This is a genomic window from Amycolatopsis sp. lyj-90, assembly GCF_046549035.1.
Taxonomy (GTDB): domain Bacteria; phylum Actinomycetota; class Actinomycetes; order Mycobacteriales; family Pseudonocardiaceae; genus Amycolatopsis.
Map to the genome: position 1 here is coordinate 121347 of NZ_JAJPWP010000018.1, position 17123 is coordinate 138469.

General features: G+C 69.6%; 20 protein-coding genes and 1 pseudogene. 13 read left to right on the forward strand and 8 right to left on the reverse strand.

What is annotated here, in order from left to right; translation table 11 throughout:
- Positions 1 to 101: 101 nt before the first annotated feature.
- A complete protein-coding gene (locus tag ACLJPX_RS44080) occupies positions 102 to 1556 on the reverse strand; it encodes a PLP-dependent aminotransferase family protein (RefSeq protein WP_410606058.1) in 1455 nt (484 codons plus the stop codon).
- 61 nt (positions 1557 to 1617) lie between these two features.
- Here ACLJPX_RS44080 and ACLJPX_RS44085 point away from each other — a divergent pair, with 61 nt between their 5' ends.
- Positions 1618 to 2241, forward strand: a complete 624-nt coding sequence (locus tag ACLJPX_RS44085) for a YczE/YyaS/YitT family protein (protein WP_410606059.1) — start codon at positions 1618 to 1620, stop codon at positions 2239 to 2241.
- Positions 2242 to 2244: 3 nt separating this feature from the next.
- Here ACLJPX_RS44085 and ACLJPX_RS44090 read toward each other — a convergent pair whose 3' ends face one another.
- A complete protein-coding gene (locus ACLJPX_RS44090; RefSeq protein WP_410606060.1) occupies positions 2245 to 2769 on the reverse strand; it encodes a Clp protease N-terminal domain-containing protein in 525 nt (174 codons plus the stop codon).
- Positions 2769 to 2978: a sigma factor-like helix-turn-helix DNA-binding protein gene (locus tag ACLJPX_RS44095; protein WP_004559389.1), complete on the reverse strand. Its 210-nt coding sequence runs from the start codon at positions 2976 to 2978 to the stop codon at positions 2769 to 2771. Before ACLJPX_RS44095 ends, ACLJPX_RS44090 begins: the two co-directional genes overlap by 1 nt.
- A 62-nt stretch (positions 2979 to 3040) precedes the next feature.
- Here ACLJPX_RS44095 and ACLJPX_RS44100 point away from each other — a divergent pair, with 62 nt between their 5' ends.
- Both ACLJPX_RS44100 and ACLJPX_RS44105 read left to right on the forward strand, forming a co-directional pair.
- On the forward strand, positions 3041 to 3814 hold the full coding sequence (locus ACLJPX_RS44100) for a hypothetical protein (protein ID WP_410606061.1): 774 nt from the start codon (positions 3041 to 3043) through the stop codon (positions 3812 to 3814).
- Between the two features lie 134 nt (positions 3815 to 3948).
- Positions 3949 to 4416, forward strand: a pseudogene (locus ACLJPX_RS44105) (DUF998 domain-containing protein); the annotation flags it as partial.
- Positions 4417 to 4497: 81 nt separating this feature from the next.
- Here the strand turns inward: ACLJPX_RS44105 and ACLJPX_RS44110 are convergent.
- The gene (locus ACLJPX_RS44110) at positions 4498 to 5502 is read right to left on the reverse strand and encodes a D-cysteine desulfhydrase family protein (protein WP_410606062.1); all 1005 of its coding nucleotides are present in this window, start codon (positions 5500 to 5502) and stop codon (positions 4498 to 4500) included.
- A 74-nt stretch (positions 5503 to 5576) separates the two neighbouring features.
- On the opposite strand from ACLJPX_RS44110, the gene ACLJPX_RS44115 reads away from it, so the two are divergent.
- The 7 genes from ACLJPX_RS44115 to ACLJPX_RS44145 all read left to right on the forward strand — a co-directional run bounded on the left by ACLJPX_RS44115 (position 5577) and on the right by ACLJPX_RS44145 (position 12026).
- Complete coding sequence (locus ACLJPX_RS44115; RefSeq protein ID WP_410606063.1) at positions 5577 to 6959, forward strand: amidase; 1383 nt, start codon at positions 5577 to 5579, stop codon at positions 6957 to 6959.
- Positions 6956 to 7504, forward strand: coding sequence for a TetR/AcrR family transcriptional regulator (locus ACLJPX_RS44120; protein WP_410606076.1), 549 nt, complete (start codon positions 6956 to 6958; stop codon positions 7502 to 7504). Before ACLJPX_RS44115 ends, ACLJPX_RS44120 begins: the two co-directional genes overlap by 4 nt.
- Positions 7501 to 8355: an oxygenase MpaB family protein gene (locus tag ACLJPX_RS44125; RefSeq protein WP_410606064.1), complete on the forward strand. Its 855-nt coding sequence runs from the start codon at positions 7501 to 7503 to the stop codon at positions 8353 to 8355. Before ACLJPX_RS44120 ends, ACLJPX_RS44125 begins: the two co-directional genes overlap by 4 nt.
- A gap of 112 nt (positions 8356 to 8467) precedes the next feature.
- Positions 8468 to 9916, forward strand: a complete 1449-nt coding sequence (locus ACLJPX_RS44130) for a hypothetical protein (RefSeq protein ID WP_410606065.1) — start codon at positions 8468 to 8470, stop codon at positions 9914 to 9916.
- 8 nt (positions 9917 to 9924) lie between these two features.
- The gene (locus tag ACLJPX_RS44135; RefSeq protein ID WP_410606077.1) at positions 9925 to 10332 is read left to right on the forward strand and encodes a hypothetical protein; all 408 of its coding nucleotides are present in this window, start codon (positions 9925 to 9927) and stop codon (positions 10330 to 10332) included.
- A gap of 19 nt (positions 10333 to 10351) precedes the next feature.
- Positions 10352 to 11485 carry a hypothetical protein gene (locus ACLJPX_RS44140; RefSeq protein ID WP_410606066.1) on the forward strand — a complete coding sequence of 378 codons (1134 nt, stop codon included), beginning with the start codon at positions 10352 to 10354 and terminating at the stop codon, positions 11483 to 11485.
- On the forward strand, positions 11478 to 12026 hold the full coding sequence (locus ACLJPX_RS44145) for a hypothetical protein (RefSeq protein WP_410606067.1): 549 nt from the start codon (positions 11478 to 11480) through the stop codon (positions 12024 to 12026). Before ACLJPX_RS44140 ends, ACLJPX_RS44145 begins: the two co-directional genes overlap by 8 nt.
- Before the next feature lie 58 nt (positions 12027 to 12084).
- On the opposite strand, the gene ACLJPX_RS44150 is transcribed toward ACLJPX_RS44145, so the two are convergent.
- Positions 12085 to 12339, reverse strand: a complete 255-nt coding sequence (locus tag ACLJPX_RS44150; RefSeq protein ID WP_101611960.1) for a DUF397 domain-containing protein — start codon at positions 12337 to 12339, stop codon at positions 12085 to 12087.
- A 352-nt stretch (positions 12340 to 12691) separates the two neighbouring features.
- On the opposite strand from ACLJPX_RS44150, the gene ACLJPX_RS44155 reads away from it, so the two are divergent.
- Together ACLJPX_RS44155 and ACLJPX_RS44160 are read left to right on the forward strand one after the other, a co-directional pair.
- Entirely contained in the window at positions 12692 to 12964 is a 273-nt protein-coding gene (locus tag ACLJPX_RS44155) for a hypothetical protein (RefSeq protein WP_101611959.1), read from the forward strand.
- A gap of 5 nt (positions 12965 to 12969) precedes the next feature.
- Complete coding sequence (locus tag ACLJPX_RS44160) at positions 12970 to 13236, forward strand: hypothetical protein (protein ID WP_410606068.1); 267 nt, start codon at positions 12970 to 12972, stop codon at positions 13234 to 13236.
- A 13-nt stretch (positions 13237 to 13249) separates the two neighbouring features.
- Here ACLJPX_RS44160 and ACLJPX_RS44165 read toward each other — a convergent pair whose 3' ends face one another.
- Genes ACLJPX_RS44165 through ACLJPX_RS44175 form a run of 3 tightly spaced genes read right to left on the reverse strand, consistent with a single transcriptional unit; the run spans position 13250 to position 15820 of the window.
- Positions 13250 to 14098, reverse strand: a complete 849-nt coding sequence (locus ACLJPX_RS44165; protein ID WP_101611957.1) for an SAM-dependent methyltransferase — start codon at positions 14096 to 14098, stop codon at positions 13250 to 13252.
- A 14-nt stretch (positions 14099 to 14112) separates the two neighbouring features.
- Positions 14113 to 14934, reverse strand: a complete 822-nt coding sequence (locus ACLJPX_RS44170; RefSeq protein WP_410606069.1) for an SAM-dependent methyltransferase — start codon at positions 14932 to 14934, stop codon at positions 14113 to 14115.
- Between the two features lie 28 nt (positions 14935 to 14962).
- Entirely contained in the window at positions 14963 to 15820 is an 858-nt protein-coding gene (locus ACLJPX_RS44175) for a helix-turn-helix domain-containing protein (protein ID WP_005163455.1), read from the reverse strand.
- 220 nt (positions 15821 to 16040) lie between these two features.
- Between ACLJPX_RS44175 and ACLJPX_RS44180 the strand changes: the two genes are divergently transcribed.
- Positions 16041 to 16949, forward strand: a complete 909-nt coding sequence (locus tag ACLJPX_RS44180; RefSeq protein WP_410606070.1) for an MBL fold metallo-hydrolase — start codon at positions 16041 to 16043, stop codon at positions 16947 to 16949.
- Positions 16950 to 17123 lie beyond the last annotated feature (174 nt).

Consider the following 17123-nt stretch of genomic DNA (forward strand, 5'->3'; position numbering starts at 1 on the left):
TCGGGGCGGGCCGGATAGCCGGTGCGCTGGTCGTGCGGCGCCGATGCCCTCCCTGGAGCATCGGCCGCCCCGCCGGCGCACCGGCTATTTCCGTTTTCCCCTCAGGTGACCTGGACGGCCACGGGGGCCACCGTGGCGGGAGTCGCGGCCACCGACGCGGCGGCCGCGCCCAGCCGCCGCACGGCCTCGAAGAGCCTGTCCGCCGGGAGCGCGTACGGCAGCCGCAGCCAGCGCTCCAGTCCACCGTGGACACCGAAACGCGAGCCCGGCGCCACCTGCACCCCGTGCCCCGCGGCCGCGACGGCCAGGCGCGTGCTCATCGGCTCCGGAAGACGGCACCAGAGCGAAAGCCCGCCGGGCGGCACGGTGAACGTCCACTCGGGGCAGTACCAGTTCAGCGCCCCGGTCAGCGCGTCGCGCAGGGCCAGCGTCTCCTCGCGACGGTGCGCCAGCGCGGCCCCGCCGTCGTCGAGCAGCTCGGCGAGGACCAGCTGCTCGAAGACCGGGGACCCCAGGTCGACGGCGAAACGGGCCGCGACCAGCCTGCCGATGACGTCCTCCGAAGCGCGGATCCAGCCGAGGCGCAGCCCGGCCCAATGCGATTTCGAGGCTGAGCCGATCGTGATGCCGAGATCGCCCGCGAACGCGCCCATCGGCGGCGGCCCGTCGGCGGGATCGCCTTCGAGGTCCAGTTCGACCAGCGTCTCGTCGATGATCGCCGGCGTCCGCGCGCGGCTCAGCGCGGCCGCGAGCCGCTCCCTGCCGACGGCGTCCAGGCGCAGGCCGGTCGGGTTCTGGAAGTCCGCGACGAAGTACGCGAGCCTCGGCGCGGACTGCCGCAGCGCGGCCTCGATCCCGACGATGTCCCAGCCGGTCGCCGGGTCGAGCGGCACCGGGACCGGGATGGCGTGCGCCGCGGCGATGGCTTCGAGCGCGTTCGGATACGTCGGCTGCTCGACCAGCACCCGGTCGCCCGGACCGGCCAGCATGCGCAGGACCTGCACGAACGCGTGATGCGCGCCGTTGGTGATCATCACCTGATCGGCGTTGGTCGGCAGGCCGCGAGCGGTGTAGCGGCGGGCGATCCGCTCGCGCAGGACCCGCAGCCCGCGTACGTGATAGCCGTTCTCGCCGAGGTGATCCACCAGCGCCTTCCGCGCGGCGTCCACGGCGGGGACCAGACCGGCGATGGCGGGCGGACAGGCCTGGGCGAGGTCGATGAGGTCCTCCCCGGACGGCAGGATCGCGTCCCGCCCGCGCCCGCCGGGAGCCGCGATCCAGGAGCCCGCCCCGCGACGGCTGGCGACCAGCCCGTCGGCCCGCAGCTTGTCCAGCGCGGCACCGATCAGCGTGCGGCTGACCTCCAGCGCTTCGGCGAGCTCCCGTTCGGCCGGGAGTTTCGTGCCGAGCGGCAGCCTGCCGTCGAGGACCAGCAGTTCGACCGCCGCCGCGAGATCCGCGGCACCGTGTCGAGAACCACTCTGCCGCCAACTTCCCAGCAAAGTGGCCAATTTTAAGCCCGAAACGCGTCCAGTCAGCGGGATCAGCGGTTCCATAAGACCAATTGTTCCAGATTGGCCATGGTCAAGGTAGCCACTTACCCCTGATGGTGCACTCGTGGCACTTACACTCGATCTCCGCCCCGTCGGCATCTCCCAAGACACCACCCACCGCTCGATCCAGCTCGTCGGCGGGCTGGCCCTCTACGGCGCCAGCATGGCCATGCTGACCAGGTCGGGCCTCGGCCTCGACCCGTGGGACGTGCTGCACGAAGGCCTGATGAAGATCACCGGCCTGTCGTTCGGCACGGTCACCGCGATCGCTTCGGTCCTGGTGCTCCTGCTGTGGATCCCCCTGCGGCAGCGGCCCGGCATCGGCACCGCCGCCAACATCGTGGTCATTTCGCTCACCGTGGACCTCGTGCGGATCTTCCTGCCCGATCAGCACGTCCTCGGCTGGCAGATCGTCAACCTGGTCGCCGGCGTCGTGCTCAACGGGCTCGCCGCCGCGATCTACGTCGGCGCGCGGCTCGGGCCCGGCCCCCGCGACGGGCTGATGACCGGTCTCGCGGCCCGGACGGGCAGGTCGATCCGCCTCGTCCGGACCCTCATCGAGATCACCGTCCTCGCCGCGGGCTGGCTGCTCGGCGGCACGGTCGGCGTCGGCACGATCCTCTACGCGCTCGCCATCGGACCGCTGACGCAGGCGTTCCTGCCGTACGTCGTCTGGCGCGAGCGCTAGGGGTTAGCTGGCCGCGCGCTGCTCCAGCAGGCGCCGGACGGCGAGGTAGTCGATGCCCCGCTGCGCGAGGACGTCGGCCGCCGGACCGGGAACGGCCGTCAGCGCGAGCAGGAGATGCTCGGCCTCGATGCGTTTATCGCCGACATCGATGGCTTCGCGAAGGCTCTTCTCCAGCAGCTTCTTTGCCTCCGGCGTGAACGGCCGATGGCCTCGCCCGCCGCGCTGCCCCCTGGTCAGCGCGCCGGGCCCGTGAGTCTGCTCGACCCGCTCGACGATGTGCTCGACGTCGATGCCGAACCCGCTCAGCGCTTCGACATCGGCGTCGCTCATCCCGCCGCGGCGGCGGACGCGGCGGAGGTCGTCGGCCAGCTCGTCCGCCGGGCAGCCCAGCGTGGTGAGCACGCCGGTGTGCCGGGCGAGCGACGTCAGCAGGTGCAGCGGGTCGACGTTCGAGGCGGCCTCGTCCGACGCGACGCGCTGAGCCCCGATGACGACCTCGCGGAGTTCGGTGGTGAACCGTTCGAACATCAGTGCCTCCCGTACTTCTTGTGCACCGCTTGCCTGCTGACCCCCAGCTCGGCCGCGATCTCCTGCCAGGACCAGCCGTGCACCCGCGCGCTGCGGACCTGCACGGCCTCGAGTTGTTCCAACAGCCGGCGCAAAGCGGCGACGGCGCGCAACCCCACCCGGGGGTCGCGGTCACCGGCTCGCGCGGCCAGATCTGTCGCTTCGGTCATGATGTCAACCTACGTTGACATGACGCCTACGTCAACCTCAGTTGACAGTTAGGGTCGGGGACATGGCCGAAATCGCAGTGGTGGAAAGGGACGGAGTAGGCGCGGACGGAGCACCGCGCCCGACCGAAGACCACGTCGCCGTACTCGGCAACGCCGTGGTGATCCTCGACGGGGCGACCTCGCCGCATCCGGATCTGCCGTCCGGCGGCTGGTACGCGAGCCTGCTCGTGCGCAGCCTTTCGCAAGCGCTGAGCGCGGAACCGGAGGCGGATCTCGCGGTACTACTGGCCGGGTCGATCGCCGACGTCGCCCGGCGCGAAGGTCTCGAACCGGGGCACTCGCCATCGAGCACGGTCTCGATCGCGCGCTGGACGGACGACACCGTCGACGGACTGGTGCTCGCCGACAGCCCCATCATCGCCTTCGGGCCTTCCGGCGCCGACCCGCTCATCGACGACAGGCTGGCCTCGCTGCGCGAAAGCGGCCAGCTCCGTACCGGGGCCGACGTCCGCGCGAAACGCAACGCACCGGGCGGCTTCTGGGTCGCCGAGGCGGAACCGAAAGCCGCCACGGAGGCCGTGCGCCGCAGCTGGCCGCGCTCGGAGGTCGAAGCCCTCCTGCTGGCAACGGACGGTGTCGCGATCGGTGTCGACGAGTACGGCCTTTTCGACTGGCCCGAGGTCCTCGCCATCAGCCGGAAGCGTGGTCCGGACGCGGTCCTCGACGCGGTGCGCACGGCGGAGAAACAGGACCCGGACGGCGAGCGCTGGCCCCGGGCGAAAAGGCACGATGACCAGCTACTGGTAGTGGTCGAGTTAGGGTTAGCCCCAGGGTAAAACCGGGGGCTTCCCGGATCGGAAATCCGCGGCCTCGCGAGCACGCTGGACGCATGACGTTCCCTGGGGAGAGATCGCGGGCCAAACCTTGGCTGATCGCGTCGGGCGCGGCCATCGGCTGGGCGTTGGTCACCATGGTCGTGCTGCATCTGATCAGCTCACGCGATCCGGTTTTCGACACGCTGTCGAGCTACGCCTACGTCGACCGCGGCACGGGCATGCTCGGGGCCAGCGTGCTCTCCCTGTCCATCGGCTCGCTCACCGCGCTCGGCGCGCTGGCCGCGGCCGGGATCCCGCTCAGCCGCACCACGAAACTGCTGTTCGTGCTGTGGTCATTGGGGCTGGCGGCGGCCGCGATCTTCCCCGCGAGCTACCCGGAATACCCGGACCCGGTCAGCGGCGAGATCCACCTTTACGCGTGTCTCATCGCGTTCCTCAGCCTGCCCGCCGCCGGATTCACCCTCCGCGACAACCTGCGCGGCACCCCCGCGGCCAGGCAGGTCGGCCGCCTGGCCTGGGGCAGCGCGGCGGGGCTGATCGTCTTCGGGCTCACCTTCATCTTCGTGCGCCTGTCCGACATCCCGTTCTTCATGACGCTGACCGACATCTTCCCGGTCGGCGTCGCGCAGCGGCTTTCGCTGGTGGCGCACGTGATCCTGATCGGCGGGATGCTGAAGGTCGCGTCAGCCGCGCACCGTGCCGGTGAATTCGGGGGCGTAACCGTACAGTCCGGGCGAACCGCCCGTGTGCAGGAAAACGACGTGCTCGTCGGCCGCGAAATGGCCTTCAGCGGCCCAATCGACCAGCGTGGCGGCCACCTTGCCGGTGTACACGGGATCGAGCGCGATCCCTTCCGTGCGGCCGAAAAGCCGCACCGCGTCCCACGTGCCGGCGGTCGGGATCCCGTAGCCGGGGCCGATCGCGCGGTCGTCGATGCGCAGACCTTCGAGTGACGGCGGCTCGGTCCCCAGCAACGCGGAGACCGCGGTGGTGAGGTCGGCGAGGTTGTCCAGGGCTTCGTCGACCGGGTGACTGACGCAGGCGACGTCGAGCGTCAGCCAGTCGAGGTCCGCCGTCCCGACGAGGAGCCCGGCCGACGTCCCGCCGCTGGCGTGCGGAACGACCAGCCGCGCCTTGGTGACACCGCGGTCGGCGAGTTGCCCGGCGATCTCCCTCGCGGCCGCCACGTACCCGAGCGCGCCGACAGCGTCGGAACCGCCGACAGGGAACGTGGCCACCTCGCGCCCCTCGGCCGCGGCCTCGGTGATCAGCCGGTCGTAGGTCTTGCCGGTCTCCTCCCCGTCGCGGCAGACGTGCACGTTCGCGCCGAAGAGATGATCGAGCAGGACATTGCCGGACTGTTCGTACGCGTCACCGTCACGAGGAACCTTCGCGGTGAGCACGAGTTCGCACCGCAACCCGAGCTTCGCGCAGGCCGCGGCGGTCTGGCGACCGTGATTGGTCTGCAGCGCGCCGAAGGTGATCACCGTGTCGACGCCCGCCTCGATCGCCGCGCCGAGCAGGAACTCGAGTTTGCGCAGCTTGTTGCCGCCCAGGCCGAGCGGATGCACGTCATCCCGTTTGAGCAGTAGGTTCGGCAGGCCGAGAGCCTCGCCCAGCCGGGGTGCCGGATGCAGCGGCGTCGGACGGCCGCCGAGGTCGACGCGAGGGAAGCGATCGAAGTTCATGCAGGTCACGTAACCACACCGAGGCTACTCAGTGGTATCGTTCGTTTGAACGAACGAGACGCGCAGGGGGAGCCATGACCACCTCGAAACCGGACCTCGCGTTCACCGGCCTGGCCGAACAGGCCTCGATGCTCGCCACCGGAGCCACGACTTCCGTCGAGCTCACGCGCTTGGCGCTCGAACGAGCCGAAGCCAGTCAGCCCACTCTCAACGCCTTCAAATGCCTTCGCGCCGAGGAAGCCCTTCGCGAGGCCGAGGACGCCGACCGCCGGTTGGCCGGCGGCGAGACCGCTCCCCTGCTCGGCGTCCCCACCGCGATCAAGGACGACCTCGACGTCACCGGACTGCCGACGGCGTTCGGCTGCGAGGGCGACTTCACCGTCGCGACGGCGGACTCCCCGCCCGTCGCCGCGCTCCGCCGGGCGGGCGCGGTGCTCATCGGCAAGACCAACACCCCGGAACTCGGCCAATGGCCGTTCACCGAAGGCCCGGCGTTCGGCGCGACCCGCAATCCGTGGGACACCGAGCGCACCCCGGGCGGTTCCTCCGGCGGCGCGGCGGCGGCCATCGCGTCGGGGGTGATCGCCGCCGCGCTGGGTTCCGACGGGGCCGGGTCGATCCGGATCCCGGCCGCGTGGACCGATCTGGTCGGGATCAAACCGCAGCGCGGCCGCGTCCCGACCGAAAGCGAACTGTTCCACGGCCTGACCGTGGTCGGCCCGCTCGCGCGCACCGTCGCCGACGCGGCCCTGCTGCTCGACGTCGCGGCGGGCACCGGGACCGCGTTCCAGGCCGCCGCCCGCCGCGAACCGGGCAGGCTGCGCATCGGGCTGTCGACTCGGATCCCTTTCACCGCCACGAAAACCCGGCTCGATCCGGACGCGCACGCGGCCGTCGTCCGGCTCGCGGAGCGGTTCACCGAACTCGGCCACGAGATCGTCGAGGTCGAACCCGACTACCGGTTGATCGGCCTGACCTTCCTGCCGCGATCGCTCGTCGGCGTGCGTGACTGGTCCCGTCGCGTCCCGGACCAGGCCCGGCTCGACCCGCGTACTCGCGCCAACGCACGGCAGGGCTCGGCGCTCGCCGGTCCGGCACTGCGGCTCGCCAGGGCCACGGAACCGTTGCTGCAGCGGCAGATCGGCTCGGTGTTCGGCCGGGTGGACGTCCTGCTCACGCCGACCACCGCGACGCCACCGCCGCGGATCGGCACCTTCGACAAGCTCACCGGCTGGCAGACCGACCAGGCCATGATCGCCGCGTGCCCCTACGCTTGGCCGTGGAACGTCCTGGGCTGGCCGGGGGTCAACGTCCCCGCCGGGCTGAGCCCGGAAGGCCTGCCGCTGGGCGGGCAACTCCTCGGCCCGTCGCACGGCGAGGAGCGGCTGATCTCGCTGGCCGCGCAACTGGAAGAGGTCGAACGGTGGCAGGACCGCAAACCCGAGACCGCTTGGTGAACACCCGCGAGACCATCCTCCACGCCGCGCTCAAGGTCGTCGGCGAACAGGGTGTCGGCGGGCTGACCAACCGCCGGATCGCGACCGCGGCCGGTGTCTCGCTCGGCACGCTGACCTACCACTTCCCCAGCCAGACGGCGTTGCTGCGCGAGGCGATGCTGTTGTTCGTCGAGGAAGAGACCACGAAGCTGACAGGGTTCGTCGACGCCTACCGCGAGCAGGGGTTGAGCGTCGAGCAAGCCGCCTCGGTGGTCGAACAGGTCATCACGCAGCTTCCGTTCGGCACCGACGAACTCGGCGCGCACGAGCTGTACCTGCAGGCCGCGCGCGACCCCGGACTCCAGGACGCGGCCGCGCGGTGTTTCGCCGCCTACGACGAACTCGCGCTGGTGATCCTCCGGACGCTGGGTGTGCCTTCACCGGAGCGCCTGACCGGTCCGGTCGTGGCGTTAATCGCCGGGCTGCAGTTGCGCAGGCTCGCCACGGGTGACGATGGCGTCGGGGTGGCGCAGCCGTTGATGATGCTCATCCGCGGCGCGTCATGAGCGGTCCGCCGATCGTCAAGGGGACGGCGGCGTGGAGGTACTTCGGCGACTTCCGGGCCGGACTGCTGGCGGGCCAGGTGCTGGTGCTGCAGGTCGCCCATCCGGTGGTCGCGGCCGGGGTCCGGGATCATTCCGACTACGTCGAGGATCCGTGGACGCGCCTGATGCGCACGGCCGCGTCGCTGTCCATCTACATCTACGGCGGTCCGGAAGGCGCCCGCTACGAAGCGGATCGGCTGCGCGCACTGCATCGCGAGTTCACCGGGGTCGACGCCGACGGCCGTCGGTACAGCGCGCTGAACCCGCACGCCTACGCTTGGGTGCACGCCACCCTCGTCATGGTTCCCGTTGACACGCAACGGTTCTACGGAACCCCGATGACAGCGCCCGAATTGGACGAGTACTACGCGCAGATGTGCGACGTCGGACGGTTGCTCGGCCTGCGTGAGCAAGACCTGCCGCGGACATGGCCGGAATTCGAGCGGTATTACGCGGAAATGATCGACGGCTTCGGCCCGAACGAGACGATCTCGACGTTGTTCGAGACGATCCGGACGGTGAAGAAACCCTGGCGGTGGCTACCCGACAAGCGGTGGACCCGGCCGCAGCGGTGGCAGTACCGAGGGCAGATGTTCGTTCTTCGCGGCACGCTGCCGCCCGCGTTGCGCGATCGTCTCGGTCTACAGTGGACAGACAGGGACCAGCGCCGGTTCGACCGGTTTCGCGCCATGGTGAGGGTTCTCGGCGGGCTGGTGCCGGTGACGTTGCGGTCCTCGCTCGTCCGCCGGATCGGCAGGCTCAACGTGTGGTTCCGTGCGCATCCGCGCGCGTACCGTTTCCTGGGCGGCTGACTTCCAGGGTCACCCCCTGTCGGAGTAAGGGCCACAGTCCCCTTTACGGGGGACCCCGATTCACTCCGCGCCGTGACGCTTTCCCCGGCCTTCGTCGCTAGCTTCAGCCGGGATGGGGAATTCACCGAGGGGGCGGCGCGCGGCGCCGTTGGTCATCGCCCGCGTGCTCGTGCTCTGCGCGCTGGCGTCCTTGCTGCTGAGCGGCACCGCCCAGGCGGACGGCGCGTCGAGCGGGGCGGACGTCCAGGTCGCACAGACGCTCGGCACCCGGGATCTCACGGTCGTGCTGCGGCGGATGGACATCGCGCCCGGCCCGCTGCACGTCGACGTCGTGACGCACGCCGGAAGCACGCCGGGAACGCTGAAACTGCGCGCTTCCGCCGCGGGAACGACGTTTTCCGAAACCACGGTCCAGCTGGACGGGAAACCCGGCGCCCACCCGGCGCTGCTACGGGTCGACCAGCCGGGGCCGTGGGAACTCGGCCTCGATGACGGCACGGACACCGCTTCGATCCCGTTCATCGTCCCGGCCAGGGTCATCCCGCCCTGGGAGAAGGCCACATTCGGCGGATTCGTGGGCGCGGGCGTGTTCCTGGTGATCGGCCTCGTCGTCGCGATGCGCGTCAAACGGCCGCAACTCGCGCTGATCCCCGCCGGCGGGATGGTCGCCGCGCTCGCGGTCGCGGTCACCGGCGCGATGCTCTCGGCGTCGACCCCGGCGCCGCCCGCGCCGGGCGCGGCGCTGGACCCGACGATCGACAACGTCCAGGACCCGTACGCGAGCGCGCAGATGTCCACTGTGGACTTCTCACGGCCTCCGGTGAACCTCGCCGTGCACTCCACGAACCCCAAGGCGGGCAGCCTCGCCGACGTCCGGCTCGCCGTGGCGGACGGCGCGACCGGCCGCCCGGTCGACGATCTTCTGGTGCACGACAACGCTTTGATCCACCTCGTGGTCATCTCGCCGACCGGAAGGCTCTGGCATCTGCATCCGGTGCGCGTCGGCCCCGGCGACTACAGGGTGAAGTTCACGCCGCCCGAGGCCGGGACCTACGCCGTCGCCGCGGAACTCGCCCGGCGGGGCGGTGGCGTGCAACTCGTCCGCACCACCCTGCCGGTCGCGGCCGGCACCGACGCCCCTGCCGAACCCGTGCCCACCGGGGCGGGTGCGCGGGTCGTCGACGGGAATCCGGTCGACGTCGACATCAAGCCGGGTACGCCGACCACGATCACCGCGCGGTTCGGCAAGGCGGATCTCCAACCGTGGCTGGGCATGCTCGGCCACCTGATCGTCGTCGGCCCGATAACCGACGATCGCCGGGTCGGCGCGGATGCCGCTGCCGCGCCGACCTGGGCCCACGTGCACTCGATGATCCCGCAGTCGCCCGGTATGCCGGGAAAGCCCGATGAGACCGTCGCCGCGTACGGCCCCGACGTCCCGTTCACCTACACCTTCGCGGCCCCCGGCAAGTACCGGATCTGGCTGCAGGCCGAACGCGACTACCGGGTGCTGACCGTGCCCATGCAGCTCGAAGTCCCGCAAGGAGGCGCACCCCAGTGACAGCCACAGTGAAGTCCACAGTGGACAGACGGAAACCCGTGCTGCTCAGTTCGGTGGTCGCCGTACTCGCGGCGGCGATCGTCGCCTGGCTGGTGTGGCCGAGCGGCGGCGGGGAACAGGTACAGCGCTCGACCCGAGGTGCGTCCACGGTGGAGCTGGCGGTCACCGATCCGCACCAGGGCGGCAATGTCTTCGCGCTGACCGTCACCGGTGCCGCGCCGGACGTCGTCACCGTCGAACCGGTGATGCCGCAGATGGGGCACGCGCTCGCGCCGTCACCCGCGATCGCGCAGGCTCCGGGCCTGTTCCGCACTGGCGACGTCCTGCTGCCGATGTCGGGGCAATGGGAGATCACCGTTTCACTGCGCGGGCCGTCCGGTACCACGCAGCACGTTTTTCCTTTGCTGGTCAAGTAAGAGAGGGAGGTCGGGGGGTATGGATCTCACCGCGGGAGGGGCGAGGGTCGCCTCGGTGGCACGAAGTGAACGCACCGGGCTGATCCCGGCGGGCACCGTGCTGGCCGGGTCGGTGATCTCGCTGATCGGGCTGACCTGGGACATCCAGTGGCACGGCGACGTCGGCCCGGACACGTTCTTCACGTTGCCGCATCTGTTCCTGTATTCGGGCAGCGCGATCTCCGGGCTCGCGAGCCTCGTGGTCGTGCTGATGACGACGGCCGCGCGCCGGGCGGGCCGCCAGGTCGACGCCCGGGTCGGCGGCCGCGCGATCAACGTCTTCGGCAAGGTCTTCGCCGCGCCGGCCGGATACCTGGTGACCGGGACCGGTGCGGCGATGTTCCTGCTGTACGGCCTGTGGGACCAGTGGTGGCACGGCCTGTACGGCTTCGACGCCGTGATCGACTCGCCGCCGCACATCGGGCTGCTGCTGTCGATCACGCTGAGCATCATCGGCACGGTCATGGTGTTCGCGGCCGCGCGGGAACACCGCTGGGGCACGCTCGGCGTCGTCGGCACCCTCGGCGTGTTGATCGCGTTCAGCACGGTCACCGTGCTGGGGCTGCAGCAGATCGACGTCGACCTGGTCGACGTCATCTCCGTGGGGATCGCGCTGCTTTCGGTGCTGCTGGTCTCGGCGGGCGCCGGATTCTGGCGGCGGCCGGGCGGAGCGGTCCGGGTGGCCGCGTCGCTGGCGGTCATCCAGGCGATCACCTGGTGGTTCTCGCCGTGGGCCGCGGAGGCGTACGCGGGCGCCGTCGGCCTCCCGATGCGGGACTACATCGACGGTGTGCCCGCGATGCCCGCGATGATGCCGATGGCGCTGCTGCCGATCGCGGCCGTGCTCGAAGCGGTCTATCTGCTTTCCCGGCGCGGCTGGTCCGCCGGCCGCGTTTCGGTGCTGGCGGGCGGAATCGGCGGTCTTCTGGTCGGCGCGACGATGCCGATCCAGAACGCGATCGTCTACGGGGCCGCCTCGGTCGACTGGCCGGTCGTGTTCGTGACGGGCGCCGTCGGCGCGGTGTTCGGGCTGCTCGGCGGGTTCGCCGGGTGGCGGTTCGGCGGGATGCTGGGGCTGCTGGCGCCGGCGAAGGAGGACAACGCGCATGCGTAAGACACTGCTGGCGCTGGCGGCGGCGGTCGGGTTGCTGTTCGCGACCACCCCCGCGGCGAACGCCTACGAACCGGTGAACATCGTCCACACCGAACGCGTGCAGGTCGGCCCGTACGGGATGACGGTCGGGTTCAGCACGTGGCCGTTGCGCGCCATGCAATCGCTGGACTTCACGTTCATCCCGGACGACGGGATCGCCGGGAAGTCGGGGACGCTCGCGTTCCTCAATCCGGAGACCGGGCGGCTGGGCCGTCCGCAGCCGCTGGCGAAGCATCCGCGGAAGCTGGAGGTGTGGGGGCTGGACATCCGCGCCCTGCAGACCGAGGGCTCGTGGACGTTCCGGTTCGAGATCGACGGGCCCGCGGGCAAGGGCGCGGGGGAACTCCGCGATCTGACGGTGCTCGAACAGCCGGGGCCGCCGATGGCGGTGAGCTGGTCGATCAGCCTGATCCCGCTGATCGTGCTCGCCGTGCTGATCACCGTCGCCTGGCGGCGCACCAAACTCAGGCTGCGAGGGAACGGGCTCCCGGCGACGGTGTGACTCGAAGTGACCGAAGATCGGATGGCTCGCGTGTCCCGATGGGCACGCGAGCCTTTCGTCATGGGCTCAAATCGAACTGTCCGGCCTTGACCGCCGTGAGGAAGGCGTTCCACTCACCGGCATCGAAGACGAAGACAGGACTCGCGGCCAGTTTGGTGTCACGCACTCCCACCAGGCCTTCCCTGCCCAGGTTGACCTCGACACAGTTCCCACCGTTGGGCTCACTCGCGAAGGACTTCTCCCAAGCTGCGTCGTCGAACAGCGACACGGCCGTGGTCGGATCGTAATCCGCCGCCGATGGATAATCGGCCATTGGTCGTACCTCCGAACGTCGGTCGGGGGTGCGGGTCGCGACCTGCGCGAACCGTCACGGCCCCAGCTTCTCCCTGCCTCAACGGGACTATCCCGCACGGCCAAGTGGGTGATCAACTCCGCCCACCCTCGACATGAAGATTATTCCAGGAGTAGGATTAATCGCAGCGGCCGGGGCTCGGTTGTTGGTGAATCGCTCGCAGTATGGATCGACCTCGGCGACAGTTGTCACCGGGTGGCGTTCAGCAGGGGTTTCACCGTTCCAGCGGGGCACCGACGGCAGGTGACCGGCAGGGGCACCACACCCCGCGGCGCATGACCACCCACCGCCGACCTCGTGGGGGAGGATCAGCGTGATCATTCAAGACACCATGCCGGCGACGGTACTCGCCGTCGGCAGGCTCATGGCCGGAACGGCGGGCGAAAGCCGCCGCTCCGCGCATCTTTTCGACCTGCACTCGGGGGGTTCTCACCCCGAATTCCTGCACGCCCGTTGCGGCGCGGCGATGCCTTACGACCACCTGGAATGGATCCCCGTCGGTTCGGGGATGCCCTGTGAGCGTTGTCTCGGCCTGGCCGGTTCGGCCGACCAGACGCGGTTGCCGCGGCCGAGCCGGGGGGTGTGACCGCGATGGCCGTCCGCCTCACCACGTTGTTGTTCCGCCGTGAGGACGAACGCCTGGCTTCGGCGAAGCGCCGCAACATCGGTCTCGAACTGCGTCAGCGGTTCGGTTTCAGCCTCATCCAGGCGCCGCTGCGCAAGCAGCCGCCGTGGAACTCCGAAGTGGATTTCCCCGGCAGGCGCGGTGCGCACCGGGATCTGATCAGGACCGGACGGCCGCTCGAAGGTCAGTTCGAGCTTTCACCCTTGATCGGGCATCTGACCGGCCGGGCCTGATCACTCGAAGCACTCAGGGCTTGCGGCCCAGCCCGCCGAGACCACCGGTGAAGGTCGGGTCGTCGGCGAACCTGTCGCTCGCGCGGGACGCCGCTTCGTCCAGGTGCCAGGCCGCCATCCAGTCGATCCCCGGCTCCACCATCTCCAGTCCGTCGAAGAACGAGGCGAACTCCGCGCGGGAGCGCAGGTGGAACGGCGCGCTCGTCTTCTTGTAGAGCTCCTGGACGTTCTCCCGGTTGTCACCCTCCTTGCGGGTGACGCCGTCCTCGGTCAAGTGCGAGGACAGGAAGTACGAACCCGACGGCAGCAGATCGATGTAGCGCTGGACCATCTCGTGGACGGGTTCGTCCGGGCCGAGGAAGTACAGCAGGCCGACCAGGACCAGCCCGATCGGCTGCCGGGGGTCGAGCACCCCGGTTTCGAGGGCGCGCTTCCAGATGTCGGCGGGATCCCGCACGTCGCCCTGCAGGACCGCGTGCCGCCCGAGCAGGCCCTCACGTTCCAGGAGCAGCTGGGAATGCGCGACGGCGACCGGTTCGATGTCGATGTAGACGACGCGGGACTCCGGGTTGATCGCGCTCGCGATCTGGTGGACGTTGCCGACGGTGGGCACGCCGGAACCGATGTCGAGGAACTGGGTGATCCCCTGGCGCGCCAGGTATCCCACGCCGCGGCCGAGGAAGTCGCGCCCGACCCTGGCGAACGTCTTGACCTCCGGGAACTGCTTGAGCACCTGCGCGCCGAACTCGCGGTCGATGGCCCAGTTGGCCGAACCGCCGAGGAACCAGTCGTACACCCTGGCCACGTTGGGTCGTTCGAGGTCGACACCTTCGGGGGCTTCGGGGTCCTGCTGCGTCGTCATACCGTCACACCTCGTCAGAAAGCGGGTTTGCGGGCGACCCCGCCGATGGCGCAGTTAAGCGTAGGCGAGCCGGGGTCGTCCAGCCGCCATGCGCCGACCGGGACCAGGCCGGGTGCCACGAGGTCGAAATCCCCGAAGAAGCCGAGGATCTCCTCCTCGTCGCGGAAGGACGCCGGCGTACTCGACTGTTCGTACTGCTTCACGACGCGCTGGATCTGCTCCAGCTCGGCGCCTTCCACGCCGGACATCGTGACGTGGGAAAGACCGTAGAACGAACCGGCGGGCAGCAGCTCGCGGTACCGCGCGATGACGGGGGCCAGTCCGGGGTTCGGCACGAAATGCAGGACCGCGACGGTGAGCAGGGCGACCGGTTTCGCCGGGTCGAGCACGCCGGTGTCGAAGGCGCGTTCCCAGACGTCGTCCGGGTCGCGCAGGTCGGCGCCGATCACCGCGTGCCGGGCGGGGTCGCCGTTCTTCTCCAGCAGGATCCTGGCGTGCGCGACGGCGACCGGCTCGTTGTCGACGTATACGCAGCGGCTGTCGCCGTCGGCCTCTCCGGCGATTTCGTGGACGTTGCCGACCGTCGGCACGCCGGAGCCGAGGTCGACGAATTGGTTCACGCCGTGCTCGGCGCAGTGCCGCACCACGCGGCCGAGGAAGGCGCGGTTGGCCCTGGCGAGGGCACGGATGAGCGGGAAGGCCTTGAGGAGTTGCTCGCCGAATTCCCTGTCCACCGCCCAGTTGGCGGTTCCGCCGAGGGCCCAGTCGTAGATCCGCGCGGCGTTGGGCCGCTCGAGGTCGACACCTTCGGGCAGGAACTGCGGGTCCACGCGCATGACCCTACCGAAGGGACGAGGTTCTTCCTCAGGATTGCATCTGATTGCGGTACAGCTCGGCGAGTTCCTTGAGGAACTGCCGGGTCTCCTGGCGTTCCAGCGCGGCGCCGCGCAGCCGGTCCCAAGAGTCGACGAAAATGTTGAAGTCCTTGACGTCGTCGAGGTACAACCCGCCCGCGGAGTGTTCGATGTAGACGAAATCCCTGGTGCGGTCGGGAAAACGCATGATGGTGAAGTCGTTGGGCACCGCGGCGAGCCGCGCGCCGAACGGCAGGACGTGCACATACACGCGCGGATGCTTGTCCAGGGCCAGCAGATGCTCGACCTGGTCCAGCATCACCGCCGGGGCGGAACCGCCGGGAGCGCGGCGCAGGGCGCCTTCGCTGATGATGAACCGGTAGTAGGGCGGCTGTTGTTGCTCGAAGACGGCTTTGCGGTCCAGCCGGTTACGCACCAACGAAGTGACGTCGGTGGCGCCCGCTTCGGTGAACTGCTTGAGCATGTAGTGCTCGGACTGCAGCGGGCCAGGGATGCGCTCGCCGTGCCAGGTGAGGATCTCCGCGGCGGCGGGTTCGAGGTCGGTGAAGGTGCGGAACCAGTGCGGCACCACGGATCGGTAACCGGACCAGTGGCCGCGCTGCCCGGCCGCGGCGCGGGCCAGGTTCATCAGCGTGTCGGCCTCGTCGCCGTTGATCCCGAACGCGTTCAGCATCGATCGCACATCCCCGAGCTTGACCCCGACGGCACCGGACTCGATCTTGTTGACCTTGCCCTGGGTGCAGCCGAGAACCTCGGCGACCTGTTGCTGTGTCATCCGCGCGGCGTTGCGGGCATGCCGGAGCTCGTTCCCGAGCTGCTTCCGGCGCGAGGTGACGGTGCTGGCCATCAGCCTTGCTCTCCCGGACCACATAGCCAGGACAGCGGCTCCCCGCCGTCCTGCGCGCGAATACTCGAACCCACCCAGGATACTTCACCTTGCGGGGTTCGATGATGACATTGCGCAGCGTTCCAGGAAACGGCCGAAAACACCAGTCACCTGGTACGTCACCCTGGTGGCGGAACGATCTCGTCACATTTCGGGCACGTTCGTCGGGCATAGTGACCGAGTGGACCAATCCCCCTTCGCCCGGCAGGTCTCCGACGGTGTCTTCGGCTACGTGCAGCCCGACGGTTCGTGGTGGATCAACAACTGCGGCTTCGTCGCCGCGGGGGACCACACGGTGGTCATCGACACCTGCTCGACCGAACGGCGCACGCGCGCCCTGCTGGAGACGGCGGTGTCGACCGGCGGCGCGCCGGTGACCACTGTGGTCAATACGCATCACCACGGCGATCACACGAACGGGAATTACCTGGCGGCCGGCGCGACGATCATCGGGCACCGGAAGACGCGCGAAGTGATGGTCGCGACCGGGATCAACACCTACGGGAACGCGTTCACCGGGAGCGACTGGGGCCATCTGGAGCTGCGGCCACCGGAGGTCCTGTTCGACGACCGGCTGACCGTGCACGCCGGCGACGTCCGGCTGGAACTGATCCATCCTGGACACGCCGCGCACACCACCAACGACGTGCTGGTCTGGCTGCCGGAGCGCCGGGTGCTGTTCGTCGGAGACCTGATCTTCAACGGTGGCAGCCCGTTCGCACTGATGGGCTCGCCCGCGGGCTGGCAGAAGGCCCTGGACCTGGTGCGCGAGCTGGAACCGGAGACGATCGTGCCGGGCCACGGCCCGGTGTGCGGGCCCGAGGCGATCGACGTCGTCGACGGCTACCTGGGTTTCCTGCAGAAACTCGCTTCGAAGGGGAAGGCCGCGGGCCTGACGCCTCTCCAGGCAGCCCGGGAAGCCGATCTGGGGCCTTACGACGCACTGTCCGAACAGGAACGACTGCCGGCGAACCTGCACCGGGCCTACGCCGAACTGGACGGCCTCGAGTGGGGCGCGCCGATCGACCTGGGAGCGGCCATGGCGGACATGGTGACCTACAACGGTGCCCCGATCCGGTGCTTCTCCTGACGCGCACCGCGCTTCCTCTGGCGACCCCCCGCCCTCCCGGACCCGGATGTCGCGAAAGCCACTCAGTGTCAGGGTTGGTGTGACCGCTTGTTGTGTGGTTAGGGTCCGGTCTTGGTCGCGTGGTGACTCAGAAAGCCACTGCCTTGCTGGCTTGTGAAAGAACTGTCCAGCGTG